Source organism: Caballeronia sp. LjRoot34 (assembly GCF_964253815.1).
Lineage (GTDB): Bacteria > Pseudomonadota > Gammaproteobacteria > Burkholderiales > Burkholderiaceae > Caballeronia.
This window is the reverse complement of sequence record NZ_CAXUSB020000013.1, coordinates 1-21253: the sequence shown is the minus strand read 5'-3', so window position 1 is coordinate 21253 and position 21253 is coordinate 1. Positions and strand designations below refer to the sequence as shown.

The window sequence follows — 21253 nt, the reverse complement described above, 5'->3', positions numbered from 1 at the left end:
CCAGGGCCAAACTGAATAAGATGCAATCCGTTTTACGCACACCACTAGGTCTTGGCGCCCCCAAGAGTGCGGTCCGCTTCAAACCGGAAGTGGCCGCTGCGCAGGAGTAGTTCCTTCGTATGCACTTCGCGTAACAGGTTCCGCGCCATGCGTTCTATTTGTGATCGATGCCGGTTGAATGCGTCGAGCAAGTCAGTTGAACTCGATGATGTGGCACCAAAGTGGTCTTCGAGTGCTTCTGCCGAGACTGCGCAGTCGATGTCTTTCCCATCAACACGCGTAGCAAAGCCAACAGTGAGGTTCCATCCGCGGTACTCAGGCGGTAACGACGGGAAAGTGATCTGCATCTTCGACACTACTCTATTTAAATGACGTCGCTGACCGAAGAAAGTTCGCGCAGCGCAACGACTAGGTATGGCAGCGAAACCGACGATCCGTAGGTCCAGAGAACGTCTTCGTACACGCAACGCGCTTTACCTTCGTATCGGGCTGCGTTCACGCCAACTCCCGAGCTCGCTCCGACGCGGCCAGATACGTGGTGCGTCGAGCGGCTAAGGCGCTCGCCATATCAAGGTGAAACAGGACGTCGAACCGGTTCGTCAGGAGGCTACGAATCGTTGCCGTCGTGGTGCATCGGTGATCGCAAAAAGAGTGGCTCCTCCATCCGGCGCACCCGGTGTCATGCTGTCACCTCCTTGGGATCTTCCATGTCACCTCGCTTGCGCGATGGGCCGCGCGGTTTGCGAGGTTTCTTTTCAGGCATGTCGACCTTCTTTTCGTCGGTCACGGTTAAATCCGCCGACCGATCGGGCTCGCTAGCCGGCTGGGCGCTCAGCTCAAACACCGATTTTTTCTCTTGGGTGTCGAAGCGACAACATATCCTGCTACCTTCCTTGATGCGGCCATCGAGCAGTTCCTTCGCGAGCGGATTTTCGATCACCTGACGAATTCTCCTCCGCAACTCACGCGCACCATATTCGGGCCGATAGCCTTCGAGTACGAGCTGTTCCACGACGCTTTCGTCGAACATCAGATCGATATCCTGGCTCCTGGTCATATGGGTGACCTTATCGAGTTGCAGGCGTACGATCGAACGGATCTGGTTCTCTGTTAGCGATTCGAAGAAGATGATTTCATCGATCCGGTTCAGGAATTCCGGCCGAAAGTGCGCCCGAAGTACGGTCATAACGCCTTCGTGCAACGAATCATGCGTGCCGCTTTTGGCGGCTCTTCCTGGTTTTCCGGCCTCGTTGCCGTCGCTTGGCAGGAAACCTGGACTGTTGCGTCGTGTCCCACTGATGACGTCCGATGCAAGGTTGCTTGTGGCAATGATGAGCGTATTGGCGAAGTCGATCACGCGTCCTTTGCCGTCTGTAAGACGGCCGTCGTCGAATACCTGAAGCAGCAGGTTGTAAACATCAGGATGCGCTTTTTCGATTTCATCGAAGAGGATCACGCTGTGCGGCCGGCGGCGTACGCGCTCGGTCAGTTGACCGCCTTCGTCGTAACCCACATAGCCGGGTGGAGCACCGATCAGGCGTGCCACAGCATGACGCTCCATGTATTCACTCATGTCAATGCGCACGATCGCGTCTTCGTCGCCGAATACGGCTTCAGCGAGGGCCTTGGCCAGTTCAGTCTTGCCGACCCCGGTCGGGCCGAGGAACAGAAATACTGCAACCGGTTGGCGACGCCCTTGCAGGCCGGCGCGGCTACGACGTACCGCATCGCTGACTGCGCCGATTGCCTCGTCCTGACCGATGACGCGTTGGTGCAGTCGATCTTCGAGCTTGAGCAGTTTGTCCTTTTCTTCTTGCGTCAGTTCCGCCACCGGAATGCCAGTTAGCTTTGCAACAATCTCGGCCACCTGCGCGATGCTCACCTCGGACTTGCTGGAACTCACACGGCGTTTCCAATGATCGACGGCATCCGTGAGTTGGGTTTCCTTGGTCGCCAGGTTCTCGCTTAGCACCTTCGCACGCTCGAACTGCTTGCGCGAGGCAGCGTAGTCCTGCTCGCGACGAATTTGTGCAATTTCTGCTTCGAGTTCGAGAATGTCGGCAGGTCGAGATGTCGATAGCAGATGCTCACGCGCGGCCGCCTGGTCGATCAGATCGATCGCCTTGTCCGGAAGGAAGCGGCCGGTGATGTAGCGGTCGGACAGCTCGGCTGCCGCGACGAAAGCCTCGTCAAGTATTGTCACCTTGTGGTGAGCCTCAAGCCGATCGCGCAGGCCACGCAGGATGCCGATGGTCTGCTCGACAGTCGGCTCGCCGACCAGCACCGGCTGAAAGCGGCGCTCGAGCGCAGCGTCTTTCTCAATGTATTTCTGGTATTCAGCGAGCGTGGTCGCGCCGATCAAATTGAGTTCGCCGCGCGCCATCGGTGGCTTGAACACGTTGGCTATATCGAGGCCGCCTTCGCCACCGCCTTGACCGGCGCCGACAACCGTATGCACTTCATCGATGAACAGGACCAGTTCATCCTTGTGTGCGGCGATCTCGTCCATCACCTGCTTGACGCGTTCTTCGAACTCACCGCGATACTTGGAACCGGCTACCAGCGAGTTCACATTCAACTCGATCAGCCGTTTGCCCCGCAGCGTCTCCGGGACATCTCCGCTAATCATGCGTTGAGCCAGACCCTCTACGATCGCAGTTTTACCGACCCCCGGTTCCCCTATGAGTACAGGGTTGTTCTTCTTGCGTCGTGCGAGCACTTCTGCAAGTGTCTCGGTTTCCTTGGAGCGGCCTATCACCGGGTCGAGCTTGCCCTCGCGCGCAAGCTGCGTGATGTCCCGGCTATATTTATCGAGTTGGGGAGTGTCACTGGGCGCCGCCGTAGCGCTCTCATCTGTTCCGACCAGCTTCAGCGTCTGTTGGCGCAGCGCCTGTGGCGTTAATCCGTATTTCATCAGCAGATCGCCGGCGAAGCTGTCGGTGACCTCGGATAAGCCGGTCAGCATATGTTCGGGACCGACATAATTCTGGCCGAACTCGCGCGATGCGAGGAAAGCACGCTCGAGTGCGCTTTTGAGTCGGGGCGACACGGCAATCTGGCCGTCGGTACGCTTTGGCGTAGCCTCGTCCCTCAACGCGTGTTGCTCGATATACGTCTTGAGGTCGGTACCGGAAATATTGAGCGTTGCCAATATGCGTTGCACAGTCTCGTTGTCGACGAGTTCATAGAGCAAATGCTCTGTGTCAACTTCCCGACGGCCGAACTGCAATGCTCGTTCAGCGGCACGTTGCAGAATTTCCTTCGACTGGTCGCTGAAGTGCTGCTGCAGATTCACACGCTCTGCTTCACCAGAAGCGCCCGATTGCACGAAACCCGTCGACGGACTTCTCCCCGGCGGACGGTCGCCGAAGAAATCGTTGAATAGTCCACCCTTGAACAGCGATTCGAGCGGGGAGACCTGACGCTGATGTCGCGACAGTTGCGCATAGTGATAGTCGCACACGTCTATCTGGCGGGAGTGCTTATCTTGAACTACGGCTACGCGAACCGTTGCGGGCCGGACCCCGCACAAATCGCACATTTTCTGTGCCATGTCTTGCCTCCGTATCGTTGGGACGCCGCGTTTGCTGCTTTCCCGTTGTTGATGCGACAATTCTGGACAAGCATTCGGTGCAATCATTGAGGTCGATCAATAAAGTGCACAACGCTTTAAAGTCGAAGTGCTGCTGTTCGCATCGCGCATTTGAATTTGTCACCATCTCCGGGGCGGTCGGAGACGGCCGTGAAGCCAGTGCGCTCGACACAGTCGGCAAATAGTTGCATCCATTACGGCTCGCATAGTGTCTCGTTTGGTACAGAAAGCGTTCGGGGTGCTAATTTCCCAGATAGCCGCATATGCGCTGAACACCGTGCTATCCGAGATAACCCGAGTCATCAAGACGCGCTCCCAGTTGAGTTGATGGCATCGGCTGTCAATCTCGTCGCAAGGGGCTTCGCGATGCTGCATGCAATACCTTATGAATTGGCGACTACGACCTAAAAATCGCAATGTTGATCCGTGTCAAAGCCAGCGCTGCGCCGTCGCTCACACTAAACCCTCACCCACGTGATTGCTTGTGTGGACAATAGAATTAAACTGCCCTCACAAATATTTTTGAATGGTCCAGCAGCTTCGTAGGAGTTCGAGTAATCGGTGTGTCGCCATGCTCGGCCAGCCGGAGCGGTTCTGTCCGGACATCATGTGTTGCAGAGTAGATGTGTGCGCGACGAGAACCACTCGTGCCATGGAGGGCGACGACGGAGTCTCGTGGCGTTGCGCGACGCGTTCGATGATGCAACGAACACGCTCGGGTAGGCATCGTGCGAAATCGCGGACAGACCAGGAACCATGGGCATTGGGTCGTCGAACAATCGCACCAGATACGAAGCGGAGAACCGTCCACGGTTCTTCCGTGTACTAAAGGGGCATGCAATCAAAACGTGGAGGCGACGCTGACAGCGTCTGTTAGCCGTCGATAGCTGAAAGATGTTTCGCAGTTCCAGAGCGGTCCCGAAGTCTTTCACTTACACGTTTGGGAGAAGCCCATGCGCCGCGTCGTTCACGCTGTTGGTGTGCCCCTGCTCCTCGCCATTGCGGCTTGTGCGGGCGCGCCGCCGAATCCGAATCCCCGCGCGAACGACTCTCTAGTCGCTGTATCAATCGATCTCCCTCGTTACATGGGACGCTGGTACGTGATCGGCAATATTCCCTATCTGGGCGACCAAGACTATGTCGGAACTTACGTGCAGTGGGCACTGCGTAGCGACGGGAAGATCATGGACGCGTTCGTCGGGCGTCGGTACGGCTTTGACCAACCAGTTACAGGCAGTTTTTTCATCGACACCATCGTGCCAAGCACTCGAAATGGGGAATGGAGAGTTTGCTTTTCTTGGCTCGCCTGCGTAACACGCCTCACACTGTACGTGGACGAGAGTTACCAATATACGATTGTTGGTCTTCCAGACAAGAGTCTTGGATGGATCATGGCGCGCGACACCCAAGTGAGTGACGAAATGTATGCCGCGCTGCTATTGCGGCTTGCCGCACTGGGCTTCGATGTCTCCCGTTTCAGGCGGGTTCCGCAGCAGCTGGACCAGATTGGGAAACCGGCTTTTCAGTCACCGGGCAAACCTGAGTGATTCCATTGGCGACCGAGGCTGATCAGCGTGCGAAGTGGTAACGAAAGGCGAGCGCCACGACGTCGGGAGGGGGGGCAATGAACGCAGTCGCGACCAGTGGCCCGAGGGGCATCTAATGCGGCTGTGTGTGCCTTAATCAGGTTGGTCGCCTACAGGCGGTGCTGGTTATGGGTAGTGTGCTTGTCGGCGGTAACAGTGCATTGGCACAGGAAACCGAACCGCCGGTGCCATTCGCAACGGCGTGACATATCTGACTGGCGGAGTTGGATTGGACGAGTTGAGCGCGATCCGCGCGCAGGGGTGCAATTTCAATGTGCACATGCAGTTCACCACGCTGCATGGCGAATACCTGTCCGATGTTGACGTGATCATAACGTCCGCGACGGGCGCAACGATAATCGCCTTGAAATCGGACGGACCGTTTGTGTTCATTAGTCTTGTGCTAGGACGCTATCGCTCCAGTGGGAGTGCGGAGGGCAGCCTCGAGAACCGGTGGATAACGGTGCCTCCACACGGAGCAGCGAATCTCGACTTTTACCTTGGCTGATGATTGAACTTTGTTGTCTTTAGCTCCCTTTTTGCGCAGGATGCAAACGGCACGCATCCGGATCCGAGTTAACCAGGTTGATAGATTTAAGGATCATGTTCACGGAAGCCAATTATCCCGAGCGCCATCACCAGTGACCAGGTGTAATCGACCATGGGCAAGCTCGGTCATGCGATATCTGGTCCGTTCGCGGGCTTTGCGCATTTGCATCGGATGGCGATCGCCTCAGATGCGATTCCCACGAAGCACAAGGAGCTCATCGCGCTCGGCATTGTGATCGCCCAGCAGTGTGACGACTGCATCGGTCGATATCATGGATGTACAGGACTACATCTTTACCCATGCTCACTTGTAGAGGCTTGCGGATCGCGTCCCGCGATATCGCTCCGTCTATGCTTGTGACCGAAAGTCCGTAACACGCGACATAGGATTGCTACTCGAACGTGGCTGTGTGCTGAGATGAACGGAGCCTGCATTTTCGCTTGATTCAGGTCAATGTGCGGCGGCGGCGGCAGTACATCATGGTCTCACTAGTGAGAGCTTTCGCTTTGCCGCCCGGATATAGCCACTGGCCCGAGAAAAGGTGATGACAGGAAAGTTAATCGCCTTAACGATCGAAGGAGTGGTGTGATGGGCGTCGGAATGCAAATCGTTTATATGGGCTTTTCCGGTTCCACACAGATGACGGCCGAGGCAAGCGTGCAGCTTGTTCGAATCGACCGGATAGCGCGCTGCGTTGCGGGGTGTCATCTGGCCATCGAAGCCCTGTCCAATCCGGATGGCTCACGATCGTACGACGTTCGTCTCGATCTCATCATGCGCGACTATCACATGATGCCAGTTGAGCGCGTAACACGTAGCAATGCGCAAGGGGCGATCCGGGCAGCGTTCGATTCGGCGGTGCGCCTGCTCGAAAAAGAGGGCGCGACAGCAGGTCTGATTTGGGAGACGAAAAATGATCAGGAGTGAACCAAGAATCACCATTACGGCAATTTCAGTTTTTGTCGCACTGGCTGGCCTTGCGGCGGCGCTTCGCGGCATGATCTTCGATGAGTCCAGTCTCATGCATTATGGTGTCGCGGCAATCATCGCAAGCGTCGCGCTGCTTGTCGTGATGCTCAATCCGTCATCATAGCCGCATGAGTGGTAAGTGCGAGTCAATCCTCGACGGCATCCCCCCCGGGGTGAACATTCTTTACTCATCGAATACCCCGTTCTTGGCTTCAATCGAACCGGATTCGATGCATTGAACATGCCAGCGATCCAGGCACACTTCCGGGTTCGAGTCGCCATACCACGCCACATCTCCAAACTGATCTTCGATCAGGCGAATACGGTGTTGCAGATCAAGGCCGATCAAGGAGTGCAGAGCCTGTGTTGAGTCCAGGTCGCAGACAAGCGTTGCGCTGTTGGGCGCGGTGCGCACGAGGCCCCAGGGCGGAATGTCGATGTCGCCGTGCGTTTCCCGCGACCAGTGGCGCACTTCCATATCCAGCCAAAGGACTGCAAACCTGTTGGGGTCTGCGGGCTAGTCCAACTTGGTCGTAATACGCATGGTGTCCTCCGCCACTTCAAGTTAGTTACTCAATACCCATTGCACGAGCGTGCGGGCGTCTTCTCGCGAAAGCGGACCACCGCGATCCGCAGCTGCTGGCATTGCCATATCGCCCCAATGGGCGGGGCCGCCGACCCGCAATTTTTCCTCAAGCATCACTGCGGCGTTCGGAACGCTGCGATAACGCTCCGCGATCTGCTGAAACGACGGCGCAAGAAAGGGCGAGTCTACGGTATGGCAGAACATGCAGTGCTGCTGATCCTCGAGCGCGACTGGTTCCGGCGCGGCGTATGCCTGCAGCGCTATGCTCAGCAACAGCCCGGTGATACTGGCATGACGCGATAGTTGAAGTGACTGCATCGAAAGGCTCCAGTAGTGTGTTCTTCGATCGACCGTGTTTCCCGGTCAGGTGTCTGGCGATGACGGGTAGCCTACCATTTGCGCAAGCACCGGCATGCAATGGCGGCGGAGTCGCATATGTTCCGCCAGCATGCTGCGGTTGAACCATCCGCGCGCGGCGACAGCGAGCCCGGCTGAAGCGCAAAACAGGTACACGTTTTGCACGATCGCACCTGCACACGCAGCGGAGAAGGTTTCGCGCTGTTGGGCCGGAACGTCGCGCATTCGGGATATATCCGCTACGTACACGAGATCCAATGGTGCCTCGCCGGCGAAATCCTGATAGCCGGTGAGTCCGCGAAGATCCTGCGCGACGGCGAGTTCGAGTGTATGTCCGGTCGGCTCGTATTTGTAGAGTCCCCGCGCGAGCGCGGCGTAGACGTCGATCTCGTGAATGCCAAGCGCCGATGGCGCAGTACGGTCGTTGTCGCCCTCTCGGTTGACCCCGTTTGCGGCCCAGAGCAGGTCACCGAGCAGCACGTCGGGCAGCTCAGTGTGCGCGAAGTCGCGCGTCGTGCGGCGCAATGAAAATGCCTCCATGATCGGTCGGCCGCCGCAACGGCCTGCTGCGGGCAAAACAATGCGTGGCGGTGCGTCACCGACGACGGGTTGCGGTCGAGCGCCTTTGAACAACGCGTTGCCCAGACTGAAGAAAGGTTTCATCGAGTTTTCATAGGCATGCAGCGGACCAGACGCTGCCGATAAAAGCCATGCTGCCTCTCTGTTGTTGCAGATCGTTGATCTGCAACAAGCGCGGCGCATCGACGAGGAATCATGACACTACATCCTGGATCGGCCGACGCCCCGAACGGCGGCCACCCGGTTCGCGTCCCATGCGCAGCAGCAGTTGCGGTTGTGCCGTCATCCCGGCAATCTGCCTGAGTGAGCCACGCAATTGGTCTGTTTCCACTGGCTGGTTAAGATAAGACGCAGTGAGACCCAGCTTGACGCCGGTCAGCAACACACGCTCAAGAGCTTGTCCCGCAGCAAGCCACGACTGAGGATCGTCAATGCGAGTGCCAATGCAGAAGAGAATGGGTGATGCCCATACGAGGCTGTCATGCGCTGCAGCGATGCGGCCTCCGAGATCGAAGGTACAAATGGCCGAAGCGAGCAATGGCACCGCGATATCCAGTAGGGTGCTCACAGCGGGGCCGTAGACGGGCATGCCGTCGTCCGTGCGCCGGAAATGAATCCAACTCGCCAGTTCACTTTGAAAGCGAGGGTCGAGGAGCTGAATGCGGTCGGCTTCGGCTATCAGTTGAGCGATTTCTTCTCGCCTGCGGAGGTCGTCGATGCATACGGCTTGCACGCCTTCTGCTTCTGCTGCTCGGAGGAGATGCTGTTGCATCTCCGGCGCGACGGCCTCGAGGCGAAAAGCTTCACGAGTCGTCACGCGTCGAGGGATCGCGTCAAACAGCGACGCGATGCTGGAGTCGCTGCCCTTGTCGACCAGCATGCGCACTTTCGCCAGAACGTCCGGTTCAGCGTCCGACGGCAATAACGTGATGGCATAGCCAAGTCCGAAGTGACTGAGCGCGACGCGCAGGTTAAATAGCGCGGCGCCACAACTGATGACGAGTTCACGGTCGAACGGATCGACTATCGAGAGGGCTCGCATGCGATCGGCGCAGAGTAGCAACGTGTCGCCATCGACGATAAAATACCACGGTTGCGAGTTATGGCTCGAAGGGGCAAGCACCGCGTAGTTCAGTGCAAAGCGCAAGCGCGCTTCGGTGCAAGTTAGCGATGACAAGTGATTTACATCGATGTCCCATGCAGCATGAGGCGTATCCGTTTACATTTTCTATCACCATGTTTCGATGGATTCGTGCCTTGATCGTGTCAGCATCGCAGCGACAAGATGTTGACTCAAGTCAAGTGAGCACGCGCGCCATCAGGTGCAATAGACTGGAGCCGATCACCACGGCGACAGACAGCAGGAGATTTGAAATGCGAGCGATGGTTTTCGACGGTAAAGGGCCGGCACTGCGTGAAATGAACTTGCTAGATCCAGTGGTAGGGACTGGACAATTGTTGATCGACGTACACACGTGCGGCGTGTGCCGTACGGACCTCCATCTAGTCTACGGCGAGCTTCCGGACCCAAAGCGGCCGGTGATTCCTGGCCACGAGATTGTCGGCGTGGTTGCCGCGCTCGGCGACTGAGTGTCGGGGTTCCGCCCGGATGACCGGGTTGGTGTGCCATGGCTCGGGCACACGTGCGGAACTTGTGCGTTTTGCCGTTCGGGTCGCGAGAACCTTTGCGACCGGCCGGGCTTTACCGGCTATACGCTTGATGGCGGCTACGCGGAGCGCGTCGTTGTCGAAAGCGAATATTGTTTGCACTTGCCGGAGCGGTATTCGGATGTAGAAGGGGCCCCGTTGCTGTGCGCGGGGCTTATCGGCTATCGCTCGCTTGTGATGGCGGGCGATGCGAAACGACTCGGTATTTACGGTTTTGGTGCCGCAGCGCATCTGGTCGCGCAGATCGCGCGGCGTCAGGGACGTAGTATCTATGCATTCACGCGCGAGGGCGACGTTGCCGCTCAGGCGCTCGCCATGCGACTCCGACTCGGCGCGCGATGGGCTGGTAGCAGCACTGAACAGCCTCCCGATGAGCTTGACGCAGCCTTATTGTTCGCACCGGTGGGCGCGCTGGTTCCCGCGGCGCTCAAGGCGGTGACGAAGGGCGGCATTGTCGTCTGTGGGGGCATTCATATGAGCGATATCCCATCGTTTCCCTATGCATTTCTTTGGGGCGAACGGAGGGTTGTATCGGTGGCCAATCTCACTCGCGAAGACGGACGTGCATTTATGCGCATCGCCAATGAATTCCCGCTTGAAGTCGCGACCACCGTGTACAGTCTCACGGAAGCCAACCAAGCGCTCGGCGATCTACGCGCTGGCAGAGTGTATGGCGCCGCAGTTCTCAAGGTGTCGCGGTGACTGCCGGGGAGAAACGCTCGCCCGATCAAACTTCTGTTAGCTTTTCCCCGTCGATGATGGTTATCCGCTTGCCGTTGGTACTGACTACGCCTTGCTTCTGCAACTTCGAGAACGTCGGGCTGACGGTTTCGAGTTTCAGGCCGAGGTAGCTGCCAATCTCGTCGCGTGTCATCCGCAGATTGAAGTTCGCTGCGGAATATCCGTGGGCCTTCATCCGGGTCGACAGGTTCATCAGGAGTGCAGCGACGCGCTGTTCGGCGCTCATCATTCCGAGCAACATCACGAGACCGAATTCACGCACGAACAACCAGCTCATCATGCGATGGGCGTGCTGCTGCATGGATTCCATCTTGTGACACATCTCCTCAAGCAATGGAAGGGGAACACGCAGACCGTGCTGTCTTCAAGGGCGATCGCATCGCAGTTATATTCGTCGGACACAACCGGTCGAGCCCGAGCGGTTCCCGGCAATGTGAAAGCCGGTGACCTGCTCATGGCCATCGCGATGTATGACCACGGTTTTGAAGCAGCCGATGCGCACCGCATAGATGATCGGGAAGGCGTCGCCAGCGTGATATCAGCGTACGTCAGATATGCGAGAGGAGGCTTTGTTCAGAGCAATGGGCGCGCAGGCAGTATATGAAGACATGCTGTTTTCCTAATTGATCGACCAGTTGGTTGGTGGCTCGTCCTACTTTGTGTTCCTTCTCTTTTGCCAATCGCCCGATCGTAATATTGATCAGCTCAGGTCAAGGTCGCGAGGGGCGGTGGACAAAGGCGTGAATCGTCGACGAAGAAGAGCATCAGCATGGCGCGCACCCGTTCGAGTTCATACCTCGAAGTACCTTTGAGGCTATCTCAAAATAAAATGGGTGAGCGGCACGACTTGACGTAGGAATTCAGGCAGGCATGTAGAAAACAGACTACGCTCTCGCCGTGTGACGCGGCGTCTCAGGCGTCTTCTTCTTCAATGAGCGTGTTGCGCACGGCATAGCGAACCAGAGCAGCTTCGTGCGGCATCTGCATTTTGTGGAGAATACGAGTTTTGTAGGTACTCACGGTCTTGGTACTGACGGACAGCGCTTGGGCGATTTCCGTGATCGTCTCGCCAGCCGCGATTCGCCGAAACACGTCGAACTCGCGGTCAGAAAGGCGCTGGTGCGGCAAGTCGCCAGCTGCTTCGTTAAGGGTTCGCGCTAGGCGCTCGGCCATGGCCAGGCTGACGTATATACCGCCTGCCGCGACCTTGGTCACCGCCGCGACGAACTCGGCGCTTGCACTTTCTTTGGTCAGATAACCCGACGCTCCCGCTTTGAACGCACGTACCGCGTATTGCTGTTCCGCATGCATGGTCAGGACCAGAATGCGCAGCGCTGGCTGTTCGTCCTTCACCTGCTTGATCAGATCTACGCCGTTTCGGCCCGGCATCGAGAGGTCGAGCACCAGTATGTCCGCTACGGTCGAACGAATCATCGCGATGGTGGTAACGTCGTCGCTGGCTTCACCCGCAATCTCGAAGCCGGTCTCACTGCACAGGATATGGCGCAGTCCGTCGCGCACGAGGGCATGGTCGTCGGCAATCAGTACTCGGGTCATCGCGGAGGTTTGTCGTCTTGCAAGACGACAAGGGGCAGCGTCACGATCAGGGAGAAGCCGTTGCTGACGGCGGTATCAATCGTTATGGAACCGTTCAACCGGTGTACTCGCTCGCGTATTCCGATCAAGCCAAACGACTTTTGTCCTGCACCCGTGCGCTGGTCCGAGCCTTGACCGTCGTCAATAATGCTTACAACGCAGCAGTCTGCTTCCTGGCGCAACTTCAATGCGACATGTGAAGCGCGCGAGTGGCGCGCCACATTAGTGAGTGCTTCCTGCACTATCCGGAAGACGGCAGTCGAGCCATCACGGGCGAAGTCGATATCCATGCCGTCGATTCGCCGCTGAACCACGATTCCGTAATGATTTGTGAAGTCGTTGACGAGCCATTCTATTGCCGGAATCATACCGAGATCATCCAGCATCATAGGTCGCAGATCGGCGGCAATCCGACGCATCGTGGCGACGGTCGTATCGATCAGGCGTTGCATGCCATGCAGTTGCGCGCGAGCATCGACATCGGTTCCGGGTGCTAATTCAAGAGAAGAGACGTCCATTTTCAGGGCAGTCAATTGCTGGCCCAGATCGTCATGCAACTCCCGCGCAATGCGGGACCTCTCCTCCTCACGAACGCTCACCAGGTTAGCCGAAAGCTCGCGCAGCTCCTTGTGCGAACACTGCAGCGCGCGTTCCGCCTCCAGGTTCGGTGTGATGTCGCGAAGCATCACCGTGTAAAGCTTGCCATTTTCATCATCGAACCGCGAAATCGATGCTTCGATCGGAAACTCGTCCCCATTTGCGCGTAGGCCGTACAGTATGCGTCGACCGTCCATCTGCCGGTCCGACACCCCTGTTACGCCGAACTGGCGAACGTGCTCAGTGTGAGCGACACGAAAGCGCTCGGGCACAAAGCGCTCAAGGGGTACACCCAGCGCCTCGGAGGCGGGACAGCCGAAAAGCCGTTCCGCCATAGGATTAAATATCACGATACGCTGGTTCTCATCCAGCGTGATGACCGCTTCCATGGATGACCGGAAGATGCCAAGAAGGCGCGCCTGACTTAGCGGGAGAGACACCGATTCCGTTGGCTGGGAGGTTTCCGGCTTACCAACCATGCGACCAGCGTCAGCGGCTGCCAGCAATGCTCCATTCTTCGATGCCACTTTACGTTGTTTAGACGACTGGCCGGCCATGGTGTCTACGAGAAAGGAAAGAGTATGCGATCGGGGAAATTTAGGATACAGCATGCCGGTTACGAAACTTTCCGGTTGACCAGCGCGACTTTCCACGTTAGAGCACAGCCGACGGAGCGATTTGATGTAGATCAAGCGGCGTCGTAACCTCTTCGCGGCCACTAACTGCAATTATCAGGGGGCCCGTCACGTATAAACGAATTCTCGCGGCTCTCGACGATAGCCCTAGCGCGCATTTCGCGCTGGAAGATGTGCTGAAGTTGGCACGCGCACCAGGAACTCGACCAGGCACGGGAGCTGCGCGCGCTACGCGAAGTGGGCCCTCGAACGATAACGGAGATAATCGATGCGCACGGCACAAGCATCCCCAGCGCGGTCACGCAGGCAGCATTCGTATCGGCAAGTGCGTTAAGCACGTAGCGCCGGTACTGAACCGGACACGTGCGGCAATGACGAGAACCCGGCGCGCACGTGTTGCCGTTCGAGATACGTCGCAAACTCGAGTCTGGCCGATTCCGCTTCGTCGCGATGCCGAAGCACGCAGACAATTTCCACGAACCGGGCAGGTTGGAGAATTGGAAGGGCGTCCGCTACCGCGCGCGCGACTGGCTGCTTGCTCGTCTCATGCGATCAACACCGTGTCGCTGAACCGCTCCACACGCGCCGCGCACGGAAGCAGAATCGCCGGTCGACCGCTTCCCATCAAGATATCTTCCAGGAAATGCCTTGCGATAAACGTCGCCGGATCCGCTGGATCTTGTTGACCGAAAATTAGTAGGTTGGCATGGCGTGCGTGCAACGTGGCGTTTTCGATGGTAGGGCCGGGGCGGTGCGCGCCAGTCGCCGTTGACGCCCGCGCGCTGGGCCGCAGCTGAGAAATGGCCTCGGGGCCGCTGCTGTCGTGCTGCGCTTCGTTGACGGTCAGGTTCAAGCTTTCATCGCGTTTAAAAGAGGCCAGAGGAGATCCTGACACACGACATAAGGTCTCATCAGGTCCGCGTCGTGGTTAAACGCAAACTCGACATGCGCATCACTGCGCTGGCTGTCGTCGATGTACGAGTATTGTCTTTCAACTCATAGCCATGCTCCGGCGATCTCAGGTCTTGATACGATGTGCGGTTCCTTTTACGTCGCAGTACGAAGCGGGACCAACAGCACCGGACGAGTCGAGATGCGCAGGAACCGCTCGGCGACGCTGCCGAGCACGAGACGCCGCCAGCCGCGCCGTCCATGGGTGCCCATTACCACTAGATCAGCATCGGAGTCTCTCACTGCGTGCGAGATCTGCTGCGCGATATCGTCGCCGACGGGCTCAGCCTCGAGCACTTGAGTCGAGCCCTTTACACCCTCGCGCTGCATCTTCGCAACTGCGTCGGCGAGCACGTGCGTGCCTTCCTTGACGAAAGCTTCGTGCATCGGCGTAGGATCGAACGCGGCCTCAGAATACATCATCGGCGGTGCGTCTACCACATAAAGTGGTCTGAGTTCCGCGTCATGTTCGTGCGCAAGTTTCAGGGCGGTATCGAGTGCGCACATGGACGTCTCGCTACCGTCGATGGGCACAAGAATTCGTTTATACATAGTAGCTGTTCCCCTCGGCCTTAGTGCGACATCAGCACGGGCACGGTCATGGACTCCAACATGCTTCGCGTCGCACCGCCCATTATGAGTTCCTGCCAGCGAGAGTGGCCATATGCACCCATCACCACCAGATCGACGTTCAATTGTGACGCTCGAGAGAGCAGCACGTCACCCAGTGGCACGTCATCGATGCCATCCAGCTCCGCCACCTCAGCTTTGATGCCGTGGCGAGCCAGCATGAGCGCGATGTCGGCTCCGGGAATGCGGCTGCCGCGCGACTCATCCTTCGGGTCATTGAGCATAACGATGGTGGTTCTGTTGGCACGCTGCAGCAGCGGCAGAGCGTCGTGGACGGCGCGGGTTGCCTCGCGGCTACCGTTCCATGCAACCATGACATTCTCGCCGAGCGTCGGGAATACGCCGACGTAAGGAATGAAGAGCACCGGCCGGCCCGCCGACAGAACGAGCGTCTCGGGGAAGTGATCGGCGATAAACGATTCCGGGTCGTTTGGGTCATCTTGGCCGGCGATGACTAGATCCGCGTAACGAGCGTAGCGCGGTATTGCGTCGCTTGCATACTCGTTACGGTCAACCCACTGGCCCGATATGCCCTCCCGCAATATCTCTGCCAGAAAGATTCGTTCGAGTGCATCGTGCCGCTCCTGGCGGAATGTTCGGTGCGATTCGAAGTATTCGGCCGACCCGGCCATAACATAGAAAGAGCGCGGATCAGGAGAGAAGGTCGAAAATACGCCGCTTAAATGTGCGTTGAATTGTTTGGCGAACTGTACCGCGTATTTTAGGCGGGAATGTGCGCGTTCGCTTGTGTCGAGTTGAACGACGATACTCTTGTAACTCATCGCGAGTGCTCCTTTATTGAGTCAGTCGAGGCACCCGCATCGGGCCTGATCGCACGCTCCTGACCAAATAGTCTATGAGCGGCTACTGCGTGCCGCTTGATGCAGATCAAGTGCAAGCGAGCGGTTGTATCGCGGACAGACGGATTGATTTAGGTCAACGACTACCCGAGCCCCGAGCCTAAATTGAGATCTACCATACGGCGCTCTTCGCGCCTCCATTCATACGCAAAGAGGATTTGATCATGGCAACCGAATTCGTCCACCCGCTCGCCTCCGGCATCAATCCCTGTCTGACGCTGCAATTGATGAAGGTCTACGAGCAATGGCGTGGGGACGCTTTCGCTCTGGAAGCGAAGCGCGTTGAGAACGACCTCGGGGCTCTCCGGCATGGGTGCGAGGCTATTGCGAATGCAAAGGACTGGCGTGAGTTCAATTCCGGCTCGCAGTCCGTCATGAGCGATTATTGCAAAGCTACCACTCGCCTTTGGCAGGAAGGGTTCGAGGCGGTGATGCGCCATCAAGGCGCGCTTGGTGAAGCCCTTTCCGGCGCTATGAAGACTTGGCAATCAACGTGGACCGGTGAATTTGAGAAAGCTGGAGCCATGACTCCCGCGACCATGCCGCTTTGGTTTAAAAGATTGTCCATGCCGACGGCATTTGCACAACTGGCGAACTTGCAAGGCGATGGATCCGTCCAGGCGGGAAAACGTTCGCGCGACGGGGATCACCTTTCCGCTTGAACCAAAGTTGAGGTTTGGCATAGAAGAAGGTGAGTGATGCAGACACGGGCGCTTCGCAGATTCGGTTACGCGAGGCCACGGCAAGTGCCACTGATCAAGGCACTCCCGAGTGCGCTCCGACCACTTGATGCAGATCAACTGACGAGTGGCGTATCGACCCAAAATCTTATGAGTGACCTACGGCTTTTAACGAGGTAAAACGATGAGGGCGCTTCGGCGATTCGCTTTAAGCCGAGATGATGAAAACCTACGCGACCTTCGCTTACGCTGCCGAAACGTGGCGGTTGAACTGGGTCATCGAGGTGCAATGAGCCTTGTTTCCCTTCTGTTCTTACGATCTTATCCGGTGCGACAGATGATTTGCAATGCTACTTTAATTCAGGAGTTATGAAATGAGCAATATATCCCGTTATGACCCGTTCTCGATCGAACCGGTATCCGACATGTTCCACGGCTTGTTTCGGCCATTGCGCAGCATGATCAGCAGCGACGACGCGCCGCTTGCAGATATGAAAATCGACGTGACTGAATCCGACGCTTCCTATCAGGTAAAGGCGGAACTTCCTGGCGTAGACAAGAAAGATATCGACGTGAAGATCGACGGCAACGTGGTATCGATCAACGCCAAGGTCGAGCACAACAAGGAAATCAAGGAAGGCGAACGGGTCATCAGGCGAGAGCGCTACGCTGGCGCGATCAGCCGTTCGTTCTCGCTTGCGTGCGATCTCGATGAAGCAAAATCGGCGGCGCAGTATCAGGATGGCGTGCTGTCACTGACGCTTCCGAAGAAGGCGCGGTCTGAGCAAAAACGTCTTCAGATCAGTTGAGTCGCCGGCGCGCCGGCCGCCGCGCGCCTTATTTGTTGCAGAGGATTCTATGAAAACCGACCGACAGTTGAAACAGCACGTGGAAGAGGAACTGGACTGGACACCGGATGTCGATTCGTCGAACTTCGCGGTAGAGGTCAAGGACGGCATAGTGACGCTGGTCGGGCATCCGTCCAGCTATGCGGAGAAACTTGCCGCCGAAACGGGAGTGCAGCGGGTGTCGGGCGTCAAGGCCATCGTTGTCGAGGCCGAGGTGCGTCTGCCTTCCAAAGATGTGATGAGCGACGCCGACATCGCGCGCGCGGCCACGTCGGCCTTGCATTGGACCGCTGGACTGAAGGAAGGCGCCATTCTGGTTCAGGTCGAAAAGGGTTGGGTAACGCTGCGCGGCGACGTCGAGTTGAACTGGCAGCGCCATCGCGCAGCTCGCCGCATTGCGCATACGCGTGGAGTCACGGGTGTCGCAAACATGATTAAGGTGGGCGGTAACCTGGCTCCAGCAGACGTAGGCGAACAGATCGGTCGGGCTCTGCTGCGCCATGCCGAGCGCGAGGCCAAACATATCGGCATCGAGGTGCATGACGGCGTCGTGACTCTGAGCGGCACGGTGGAAAGCTACGGCGAACGGGAGTCCGCTCGTGGCGCTGCATGGTCCGCGCCTGGCGTACACGCGGTGGTCGATCACTTGGTGGTGGAATAAGGAAGACGCACCATGACGCTCAAAGGGCAAGTGACAAGCGATAGCTGGAACGTCACTACCGATACTTTCCCGGCTGGCGGCGGCTTTGGTTGCGAGATTCACGTCGGCCAGACCGGTTCGGGTGAGGAATTCAAGCATCAGTTCCTGCACTCTAAAATCTTCGCGACCGAGCGCGAGGCCGTACTCGACGGTCTTCGAGAAGGTATCGTGTGGATAAGCCTGAAGCAGTCGCAAACAATCCATCTATAGGTGCGTTGCGTTCAGTCGCTCGCTGTAATGTCGTTCTTCGGAGAATGACGATGTCGAATGCAAGGGTTCTTGTCGTGTACTACTCGCGTTCAGGCGTCACCGCCCGTGCTGCGAAAGCGCTTGCTAACCGACTCGGCGCGGATCTGGAAGAGATAGTCGAGCGCTGCGACCGATCTGGCCCATTGGGATTCGTCGGATCGGTTATTGACGTGTTGAGGGAACTACCCGCCAGAATCAACAATGCTAAACACGATCCGTTTTCTTACGAACTAGTTGTGATTGCTACGCCGGTTTGGGTACATCGTGTGGCGACGCCCGTGCGTACATGGCTCACAGCCTATCGGGCACGCTTGCCCAATGTCGCATTTCTCTGTACGTTCGGCGGCAGCGGAGCTGAGGCGGCACTCGCGCAGATGGCCGATATCAGCGGAAGGTCACCCCTCGCGCGATGTCAAATAGATGCTTGCGACGTTCGTGACGGCGCGCAAGTGCGCCTGCTTGAGATTTTCGCTGAACGACTGGAATGCAAGCTAGCGCACGTCGAGGCATTGGAATGGACATGCTGACCACAATCTGAACAACGAAGGAACGAGTGTCGATCATGGAACTTCAAGCATCGAACACGGATGTGCACACTGGCTTCAAGCGGATACTGCTATGCGTCGATCCGACTGCCGCATCTGCTCGCGCTACCGCTTTCGTTCCTCATCTTGCAATAAGGAGACGCATGTTCGAACTGTCGGTGTGGTGGAAAGCGCGTGCGCTGTGATTCCGCCGGGGCGGGGCCGCTGGCGGCATTCCATTTGAGTGCAGCGTACGCACTGTTGCTGCAAGACGTCGAGAACGGGTGTGCTGTGACGCAGGAACTGTTTGCCTCGACGGGGCCAAGGTGGAGTTCCAATTATCGACCTGATAAGCCCATGGCGGCGAGGCCGTACATGCACTGACAAGGGCCGCGCAAGACTGGCAGGCTGATCTGCTGGCAGCGGGGTCGCGCCAGCATCAAGGGTCGCTTCATTGGGTCGAGGGAGCGGTGTCTGAACCGCTCATGAAATTCGCTCAGTGCGCCATCCTTATCGTGCCCGAGTACGCCGACGTTGAGTGGCGTGGCAGGTCTCAGAGAATTCAGTTCGCGGTCGACGGCAGTTCGGCTTCGCAGGAAGCGCTGCGGATCGGCGCGACGTTTGCCGACGCGGGCACGGCGCTCCGCGCGATTTAATCGTCGGTCGCGCTGTGCGGCTGACCGATTTCGTTGCGCTCACGGTACCGGAAGGTGCGTTGGTGGAAGAGGGTAATGCCACGCTCGCGAAAGCGAGCCACTTCTTCACAACCCCATCGCTTGGCATGTGATTCCTTGCCCCGATTTGAAACGCTGGCTCGCCGCTCGATGAAGATGCACGGAAATATATCTGTTGAGCTTTGGGCCCATGCGCGCGAAGACGTGTGGAGATTCGAGGCCGGCCCACTCCAGAGGAAAGCGATTTGTTCGCGGTGGTGAAGAATAACGTTTGCTACGATCAAAAAGCCGTGATACGACGCAGACGTTGCTTACATGGCAGGGTGTATGTGCATTCCGTGCGTATATTCGTACACTTCCTGGCAACGCTCGCAGCGTTCTGCGCTCGGACACGCAATTAGACGAGCAAATCCAATTGCACCGATGCAGTCAACGCAAACACCGTAGTTTGCGGTTTTCAAACGGCCAAGCGCGCGCTCGACTTGTTGAAGTTGCTGGGCGAGATGGCTCGCCGTCGCAAACTCCGGCTCAACAATTTGTGCAGTTGCGGTATGGCCGCCATCGCTCGCCTTGAGATCTTCGATCTGGTTGACATGAGCCGCTTCGTAAAGTAGCGCTGTCTTAAGTTTTGCCCGCTGCGATTCGAGCTTTTGCTTCAGAAGGTCAATCTGCGAAGTTGTGAGTTCGTGCATCAAAGGCTCCTTAGGTTGGCATCAGGCGACATCGATTAGTCGGCCGCGCAATGAGCATGTGCCAATGATCGAACGACGGGATTATCCGGGTCCTGATCTTCGTCAATAAGTTGGCGGTCGCGCACTGGTCGTCGAATACCGCTTGCTTGGCTAGTACCAAACGGCGGAACACAGCTTGCCGAGCAGTCGTTGCCTAATACCCCGTCCACGACTGTTATCCCGTGGTTACGGGCCGCACTCGAGCAGTTGCAATCATCATAGGCACCGCACAGTCACCGCGGACTCAAAGCGATGCGCCTCAATCGATCAGCGCTCCGCCACAACCAGCAGACGAATGTCAGCGCGGCGTATCGTGTACTTGCGGTGCGCGGGACGTCCGGTACAATGCTTCTGATTAGCGCTCTCGGCGCACAAGGTGGCTTCGAATCAAAGGCGTGATCGACGGCGCTTGGCATTCGGACTCCGGAGCCGCTCTGGGTGTGGCGCTGGAGTGATGTATTGACGAGCGTATCAAGCATGGTTCAAGCCGTAACCGCGGATTGCTCGGCCGTGGATGAAACTCTCGGTAGGACGCCCCAACCAAGCGGAACATATACCTGACCGCCAGTCAGTTCGACGGACGTCACGAACAACTCAAGTGTTGCACCCGCCATTATGTGCAGGGGCGGGCCGCCGGCGTAGCTTTCGGCTCTCAGCCACGGCACGAGGCCCGCGTTGATCTCAAGTACGCTGTTGTGCGAGCCGTTGTCGTAGCCGGTATCGGGTGTGTATAGCGGCCCGTCGAATGCGACAGTCAGTAGCTGGTCAGGCAAGTGATGGCTGGGGGTGCCCGCAAATTGCTGATACGGTGAGTGCTGCCAGTTCTCACCCCACTGTTGATCGAGCGTCAGGCGGGTGCGGAACGCCCATGGCGCACGTACGAAACACAGGCGATACGTATTGCGCACATCATCGAGGTCGGCTTTTAAGGCAGGGCAATTGCATGAAGC

The 21253-nt window shown here is 57.6% G+C and carries 24 protein-coding genes and 4 pseudogenes; 13 read left to right on the top strand and 15 right to left on the bottom strand.

The window, feature by feature from the left end; genetic code table 11:
* Window positions 1-44: 44 nt before the first annotated feature.
* From ACSQ36_RS46440 to ACSQ36_RS46430, 3 genes are all read right to left on the bottom strand, one after another.
* The gene (locus ACSQ36_RS46440; protein WP_436187539.1) at window positions 45-347 is read right to left on the bottom strand and encodes a DUF1488 domain-containing protein; all 303 of its coding nucleotides are present in this window, start codon (window positions 345-347) and stop codon (window positions 45-47) included.
* 17 nt (window positions 348-364) lie between these two features.
* Window positions 365-499, bottom strand: a complete 135-nt coding sequence (locus tag ACSQ36_RS46435; RefSeq protein WP_436187538.1) for a hypothetical protein — start codon at window positions 497-499, stop codon at window positions 365-367.
* Window positions 500-679: 180 nt separating this feature from the next.
* The gene (locus tag ACSQ36_RS46430; RefSeq protein WP_436187537.1) at window positions 680-3553 is read right to left on the bottom strand and encodes an ATP-dependent Clp protease ATP-binding subunit; all 2874 of its coding nucleotides are present in this window, start codon (window positions 3551-3553) and stop codon (window positions 680-682) included.
* 992 nt (window positions 3554-4545) lie between these two features.
* On the opposite strand from ACSQ36_RS46430, the gene ACSQ36_RS46425 reads away from it, so the two are divergent.
* The 5 genes from ACSQ36_RS46425 (at window position 4546) to ACSQ36_RS46405 (ending at window position 6821) form a co-directional block, all read left to right on the top strand.
* Window positions 4546-5139 (top strand): lipocalin family protein, encoded by a 594-nt coding sequence (locus ACSQ36_RS46425; protein ID WP_436187536.1) that lies wholly within the window; start codon window positions 4546-4548, stop codon window positions 5137-5139.
* Window positions 5140-5380: 241 nt separating this feature from the next.
* Entirely contained in the window at window positions 5381-5686 is a 306-nt protein-coding gene (locus ACSQ36_RS46420) for a hypothetical protein (protein ID WP_436187535.1), read from the top strand.
* 153 nt (window positions 5687-5839) lie between these two features.
* Window positions 5840-6088 (top strand): carboxymuconolactone decarboxylase family protein, encoded by a 249-nt coding sequence (locus ACSQ36_RS46415; RefSeq protein ID WP_436187534.1) that lies wholly within the window; start codon window positions 5840-5842, stop codon window positions 6086-6088.
* A gap of 240 nt (window positions 6089-6328) precedes the next feature.
* The gene (locus ACSQ36_RS46410; protein ID WP_436187533.1) at window positions 6329-6655 is read left to right on the top strand and encodes a hypothetical protein; all 327 of its coding nucleotides are present in this window, start codon (window positions 6329-6331) and stop codon (window positions 6653-6655) included.
* The gene (locus ACSQ36_RS46405) at window positions 6642-6821 is read left to right on the top strand and encodes a DUF2964 family protein (RefSeq protein WP_436187532.1); all 180 of its coding nucleotides are present in this window, start codon (window positions 6642-6644) and stop codon (window positions 6819-6821) included. Before ACSQ36_RS46410 ends, ACSQ36_RS46405 begins: the two co-directional genes overlap by 14 nt.
* A gap of 60 nt (window positions 6822-6881) precedes the next feature.
* Here ACSQ36_RS46405 and ACSQ36_RS46400 read toward each other — a convergent pair.
* The 4 genes and pseudogenes from ACSQ36_RS46400 to ACSQ36_RS46385 all read right to left on the bottom strand — a co-directional run.
* Window positions 6882-7199, bottom strand: a pseudogene (locus ACSQ36_RS46400) (DUF3564 family protein); the annotation flags it as partial.
* 63 nt (window positions 7200-7262) lie between these two features.
* Entirely contained in the window at window positions 7263-7601 is a 339-nt protein-coding gene (locus tag ACSQ36_RS46395; protein WP_436187531.1) for a c-type cytochrome, read from the bottom strand.
* A gap of 45 nt (window positions 7602-7646) precedes the next feature.
* Entirely contained in the window at window positions 7647-8303 is a 657-nt protein-coding gene (locus ACSQ36_RS46390; protein ID WP_436187530.1) for a nitroreductase family protein, read from the bottom strand.
* A 109-nt stretch (window positions 8304-8412) separates the two neighbouring features.
* The gene (locus ACSQ36_RS46385; RefSeq protein ID WP_436187529.1) at window positions 8413-9396 is read right to left on the bottom strand and encodes an Acg family FMN-binding oxidoreductase; all 984 of its coding nucleotides are present in this window, start codon (window positions 9394-9396) and stop codon (window positions 8413-8415) included.
* A 197-nt stretch (window positions 9397-9593) separates the two neighbouring features.
* Here ACSQ36_RS46385 and ACSQ36_RS46380 point away from each other — a divergent pair.
* Window positions 9594-10589, top strand: a pseudogene (locus tag ACSQ36_RS46380) (zinc-dependent alcohol dehydrogenase family protein).
* 25 nt (window positions 10590-10614) lie between these two features.
* Here the strand turns inward: ACSQ36_RS46380 and ACSQ36_RS46375 are convergent.
* The 6 genes and pseudogenes from ACSQ36_RS46375 to ACSQ36_RS46350 all read right to left on the bottom strand — a co-directional run bounded on the left by ACSQ36_RS46375 (window position 10615) and on the right by ACSQ36_RS46350 (window position 15819).
* The gene (locus ACSQ36_RS46375; protein WP_436187528.1) at window positions 10615-10938 is read right to left on the bottom strand and encodes a helix-turn-helix domain-containing protein; all 324 of its coding nucleotides are present in this window, start codon (window positions 10936-10938) and stop codon (window positions 10615-10617) included.
* A 602-nt stretch (window positions 10939-11540) separates the two neighbouring features.
* Complete coding sequence (locus ACSQ36_RS46370; protein WP_436187527.1) at window positions 11541-12185, bottom strand: response regulator; 645 nt, start codon at window positions 12183-12185, stop codon at window positions 11541-11543.
* Window positions 12182-13348: pseudogene (locus ACSQ36_RS46365) on the bottom strand (PAS domain S-box protein); the annotation flags it as partial. The gene ACSQ36_RS46370 and the pseudogene ACSQ36_RS46365, both read right to left, overlap by 4 nt.
* Before the next feature lie 652 nt (window positions 13349-14000).
* On the bottom strand, window positions 14001-14309 hold the full coding sequence (locus ACSQ36_RS46360; RefSeq protein WP_436187526.1) for a hypothetical protein: 309 nt from the start codon (window positions 14307-14309) through the stop codon (window positions 14001-14003).
* Between the two features lie 194 nt (window positions 14310-14503).
* Entirely contained in the window at window positions 14504-14959 is a 456-nt protein-coding gene (locus ACSQ36_RS46355; RefSeq protein ID WP_436187525.1) for a universal stress protein, read from the bottom strand.
* Between the two features lie 20 nt (window positions 14960-14979).
* Complete coding sequence (locus ACSQ36_RS46350; protein WP_436187524.1) at window positions 14980-15819, bottom strand: universal stress protein; 840 nt, start codon at window positions 15817-15819, stop codon at window positions 14980-14982.
* 242 nt (window positions 15820-16061) lie between these two features.
* Here ACSQ36_RS46350 and ACSQ36_RS46345 point away from each other — a divergent pair, with 242 nt between their 5' ends.
* From ACSQ36_RS46345 to ACSQ36_RS46315, 7 genes and pseudogenes are all read left to right on the top strand, one after another.
* The gene (locus tag ACSQ36_RS46345) at window positions 16062-16559 is read left to right on the top strand and encodes a hypothetical protein (RefSeq protein WP_436187523.1); all 498 of its coding nucleotides are present in this window, start codon (window positions 16062-16064) and stop codon (window positions 16557-16559) included.
* A gap of 392 nt (window positions 16560-16951) precedes the next feature.
* On the top strand, window positions 16952-17386 hold the full coding sequence (locus ACSQ36_RS46340) for an Hsp20/alpha crystallin family protein (RefSeq protein ID WP_436187522.1): 435 nt from the start codon (window positions 16952-16954) through the stop codon (window positions 17384-17386).
* Between the two features lie 49 nt (window positions 17387-17435).
* The gene (locus tag ACSQ36_RS46335) at window positions 17436-18086 is read left to right on the top strand and encodes a BON domain-containing protein (RefSeq protein WP_436187521.1); all 651 of its coding nucleotides are present in this window, start codon (window positions 17436-17438) and stop codon (window positions 18084-18086) included.
* Between the two features lie 12 nt (window positions 18087-18098).
* Window positions 18099-18335: a UDP-glucose 4-epimerase gene (locus ACSQ36_RS46330; RefSeq protein ID WP_436187520.1), complete on the top strand. Its 237-nt coding sequence runs from the start codon at window positions 18099-18101 to the stop codon at window positions 18333-18335.
* A 50-nt stretch (window positions 18336-18385) separates the two neighbouring features.
* Window positions 18386-18901, top strand: a complete 516-nt coding sequence (locus ACSQ36_RS46325) for a flavodoxin family protein (RefSeq protein WP_436187519.1) — start codon at window positions 18386-18388, stop codon at window positions 18899-18901.
* Between the two features lie 35 nt (window positions 18902-18936).
* Complete coding sequence (locus ACSQ36_RS46320) at window positions 18937-19104, top strand: hypothetical protein (protein WP_436187518.1); 168 nt, start codon at window positions 18937-18939, stop codon at window positions 19102-19104.
* A 162-nt stretch (window positions 19105-19266) separates the two neighbouring features.
* Window positions 19267-19554, top strand: a pseudogene (locus ACSQ36_RS46315) (universal stress protein); the annotation flags it as partial.
* Window positions 19555-19883: 329 nt separating this feature from the next.
* On the opposite strand, the gene ACSQ36_RS46310 reads toward ACSQ36_RS46315, so the two are convergent.
* Together ACSQ36_RS46310 and ACSQ36_RS46305 are read right to left on the bottom strand one after the other, a co-directional pair.
* The gene (locus ACSQ36_RS46310) at window positions 19884-20264 is read right to left on the bottom strand and encodes a TraR/DksA family transcriptional regulator (RefSeq protein WP_436187517.1); all 381 of its coding nucleotides are present in this window, start codon (window positions 20262-20264) and stop codon (window positions 19884-19886) included.
* 521 nt (window positions 20265-20785) lie between these two features.
* Window positions 20786-21253, bottom strand: a 468-nt coding sequence (locus tag ACSQ36_RS46305; protein WP_436187516.1) for a hypothetical protein, incomplete at its 5' end; no start/stop codon positions are given.

What these genes read in the sequence shown, in the direction of transcription:
- ACSQ36_RS46340 (WP_436187522.1), top strand. Translation starts at nt 16,952, where the DNA reads ATGAGCAATATATCCCGTTATGACCCGTTCTCGATCGAACCGGTATCC.
- ACSQ36_RS46335 (WP_436187521.1), top strand. Translation starts at nt 17,436, where the DNA reads ATGAAAACCGACCGACAGTTGAAACAGCACGTGGAAGAGGAACTGGAC.
- ACSQ36_RS46405 (WP_436187532.1), top strand. Translation starts at nt 6,642, where the DNA reads ATGATCAGGAGTGAACCAAGAATCACCATTACGGCAATTTCAGTTTTT.
- ACSQ36_RS46440 (WP_436187539.1), bottom strand. Translation starts at nt 347, where the DNA reads ATGCAGATCACTTTCCCGTCGTTACCGCCTGAGTACCGCGGATGGAAC.
- ACSQ36_RS46415 (WP_436187534.1), top strand. Translation starts at nt 5,840, where the DNA reads ATGGGCAAGCTCGGTCATGCGATATCTGGTCCGTTCGCGGGCTTTGCG.
- ACSQ36_RS46410 (WP_436187533.1), top strand. Translation starts at nt 6,329, where the DNA reads ATGCAAATCGTTTATATGGGCTTTTCCGGTTCCACACAGATGACGGCC.
- ACSQ36_RS46310 (WP_436187517.1), bottom strand. Translation starts at nt 20,264, where the DNA reads ATGCACGAACTCACAACTTCGCAGATTGACCTTCTGAAGCAAAAGCTC.
- ACSQ36_RS46430 (WP_436187537.1), bottom strand. Translation starts at nt 3,553, where the DNA reads ATGGCACAGAAAATGTGCGATTTGTGCGGGGTCCGGCCCGCAACGGTT.
- ACSQ36_RS46375 (WP_436187528.1), bottom strand. Translation starts at nt 10,938, where the DNA reads ATGGAATCCATGCAGCAGCACGCCCATCGCATGATGAGCTGGTTGTTC.
- ACSQ36_RS46345 (WP_436187523.1), top strand. Translation starts at nt 16,062, where the DNA reads ATGGCAACCGAATTCGTCCACCCGCTCGCCTCCGGCATCAATCCCTGT.
- ACSQ36_RS46370 (WP_436187527.1), bottom strand. Translation starts at nt 12,185, where the DNA reads ATGACCCGAGTACTGATTGCCGACGACCATGCCCTCGTGCGCGACGGA.
- ACSQ36_RS46320 (WP_436187518.1), top strand. Translation starts at nt 18,937, where the DNA reads ATGGAACTTCAAGCATCGAACACGGATGTGCACACTGGCTTCAAGCGG.
- ACSQ36_RS46330 (WP_436187520.1), top strand. Translation starts at nt 18,099, where the DNA reads ATGACGCTCAAAGGGCAAGTGACAAGCGATAGCTGGAACGTCACTACC.
- ACSQ36_RS46355 (WP_436187525.1), bottom strand. Translation starts at nt 14,959, where the DNA reads ATGTATAAACGAATTCTTGTGCCCATCGACGGTAGCGAGACGTCCATG.
- ACSQ36_RS46390 (WP_436187530.1), bottom strand. Translation starts at nt 8,303, where the DNA reads ATGAAACCTTTCTTCAGTCTGGGCAACGCGTTGTTCAAAGGCGCTCGA.
- ACSQ36_RS46350 (WP_436187524.1), bottom strand. Translation starts at nt 15,819, where the DNA reads ATGAGTTACAAGAGTATCGTCGTTCAACTCGACACAAGCGAACGCGCA.
- ACSQ36_RS46325 (WP_436187519.1), top strand. Translation starts at nt 18,386, where the DNA reads ATGTCGAATGCAAGGGTTCTTGTCGTGTACTACTCGCGTTCAGGCGTC.
- ACSQ36_RS46395 (WP_436187531.1), bottom strand. Translation starts at nt 7,601, where the DNA reads ATGCAGTCACTTCAACTATCGCGTCATGCCAGTATCACCGGGCTGTTG.
- ACSQ36_RS46425 (WP_436187536.1), top strand. Translation starts at nt 4,546, where the DNA reads ATGCGCCGCGTCGTTCACGCTGTTGGTGTGCCCCTGCTCCTCGCCATT.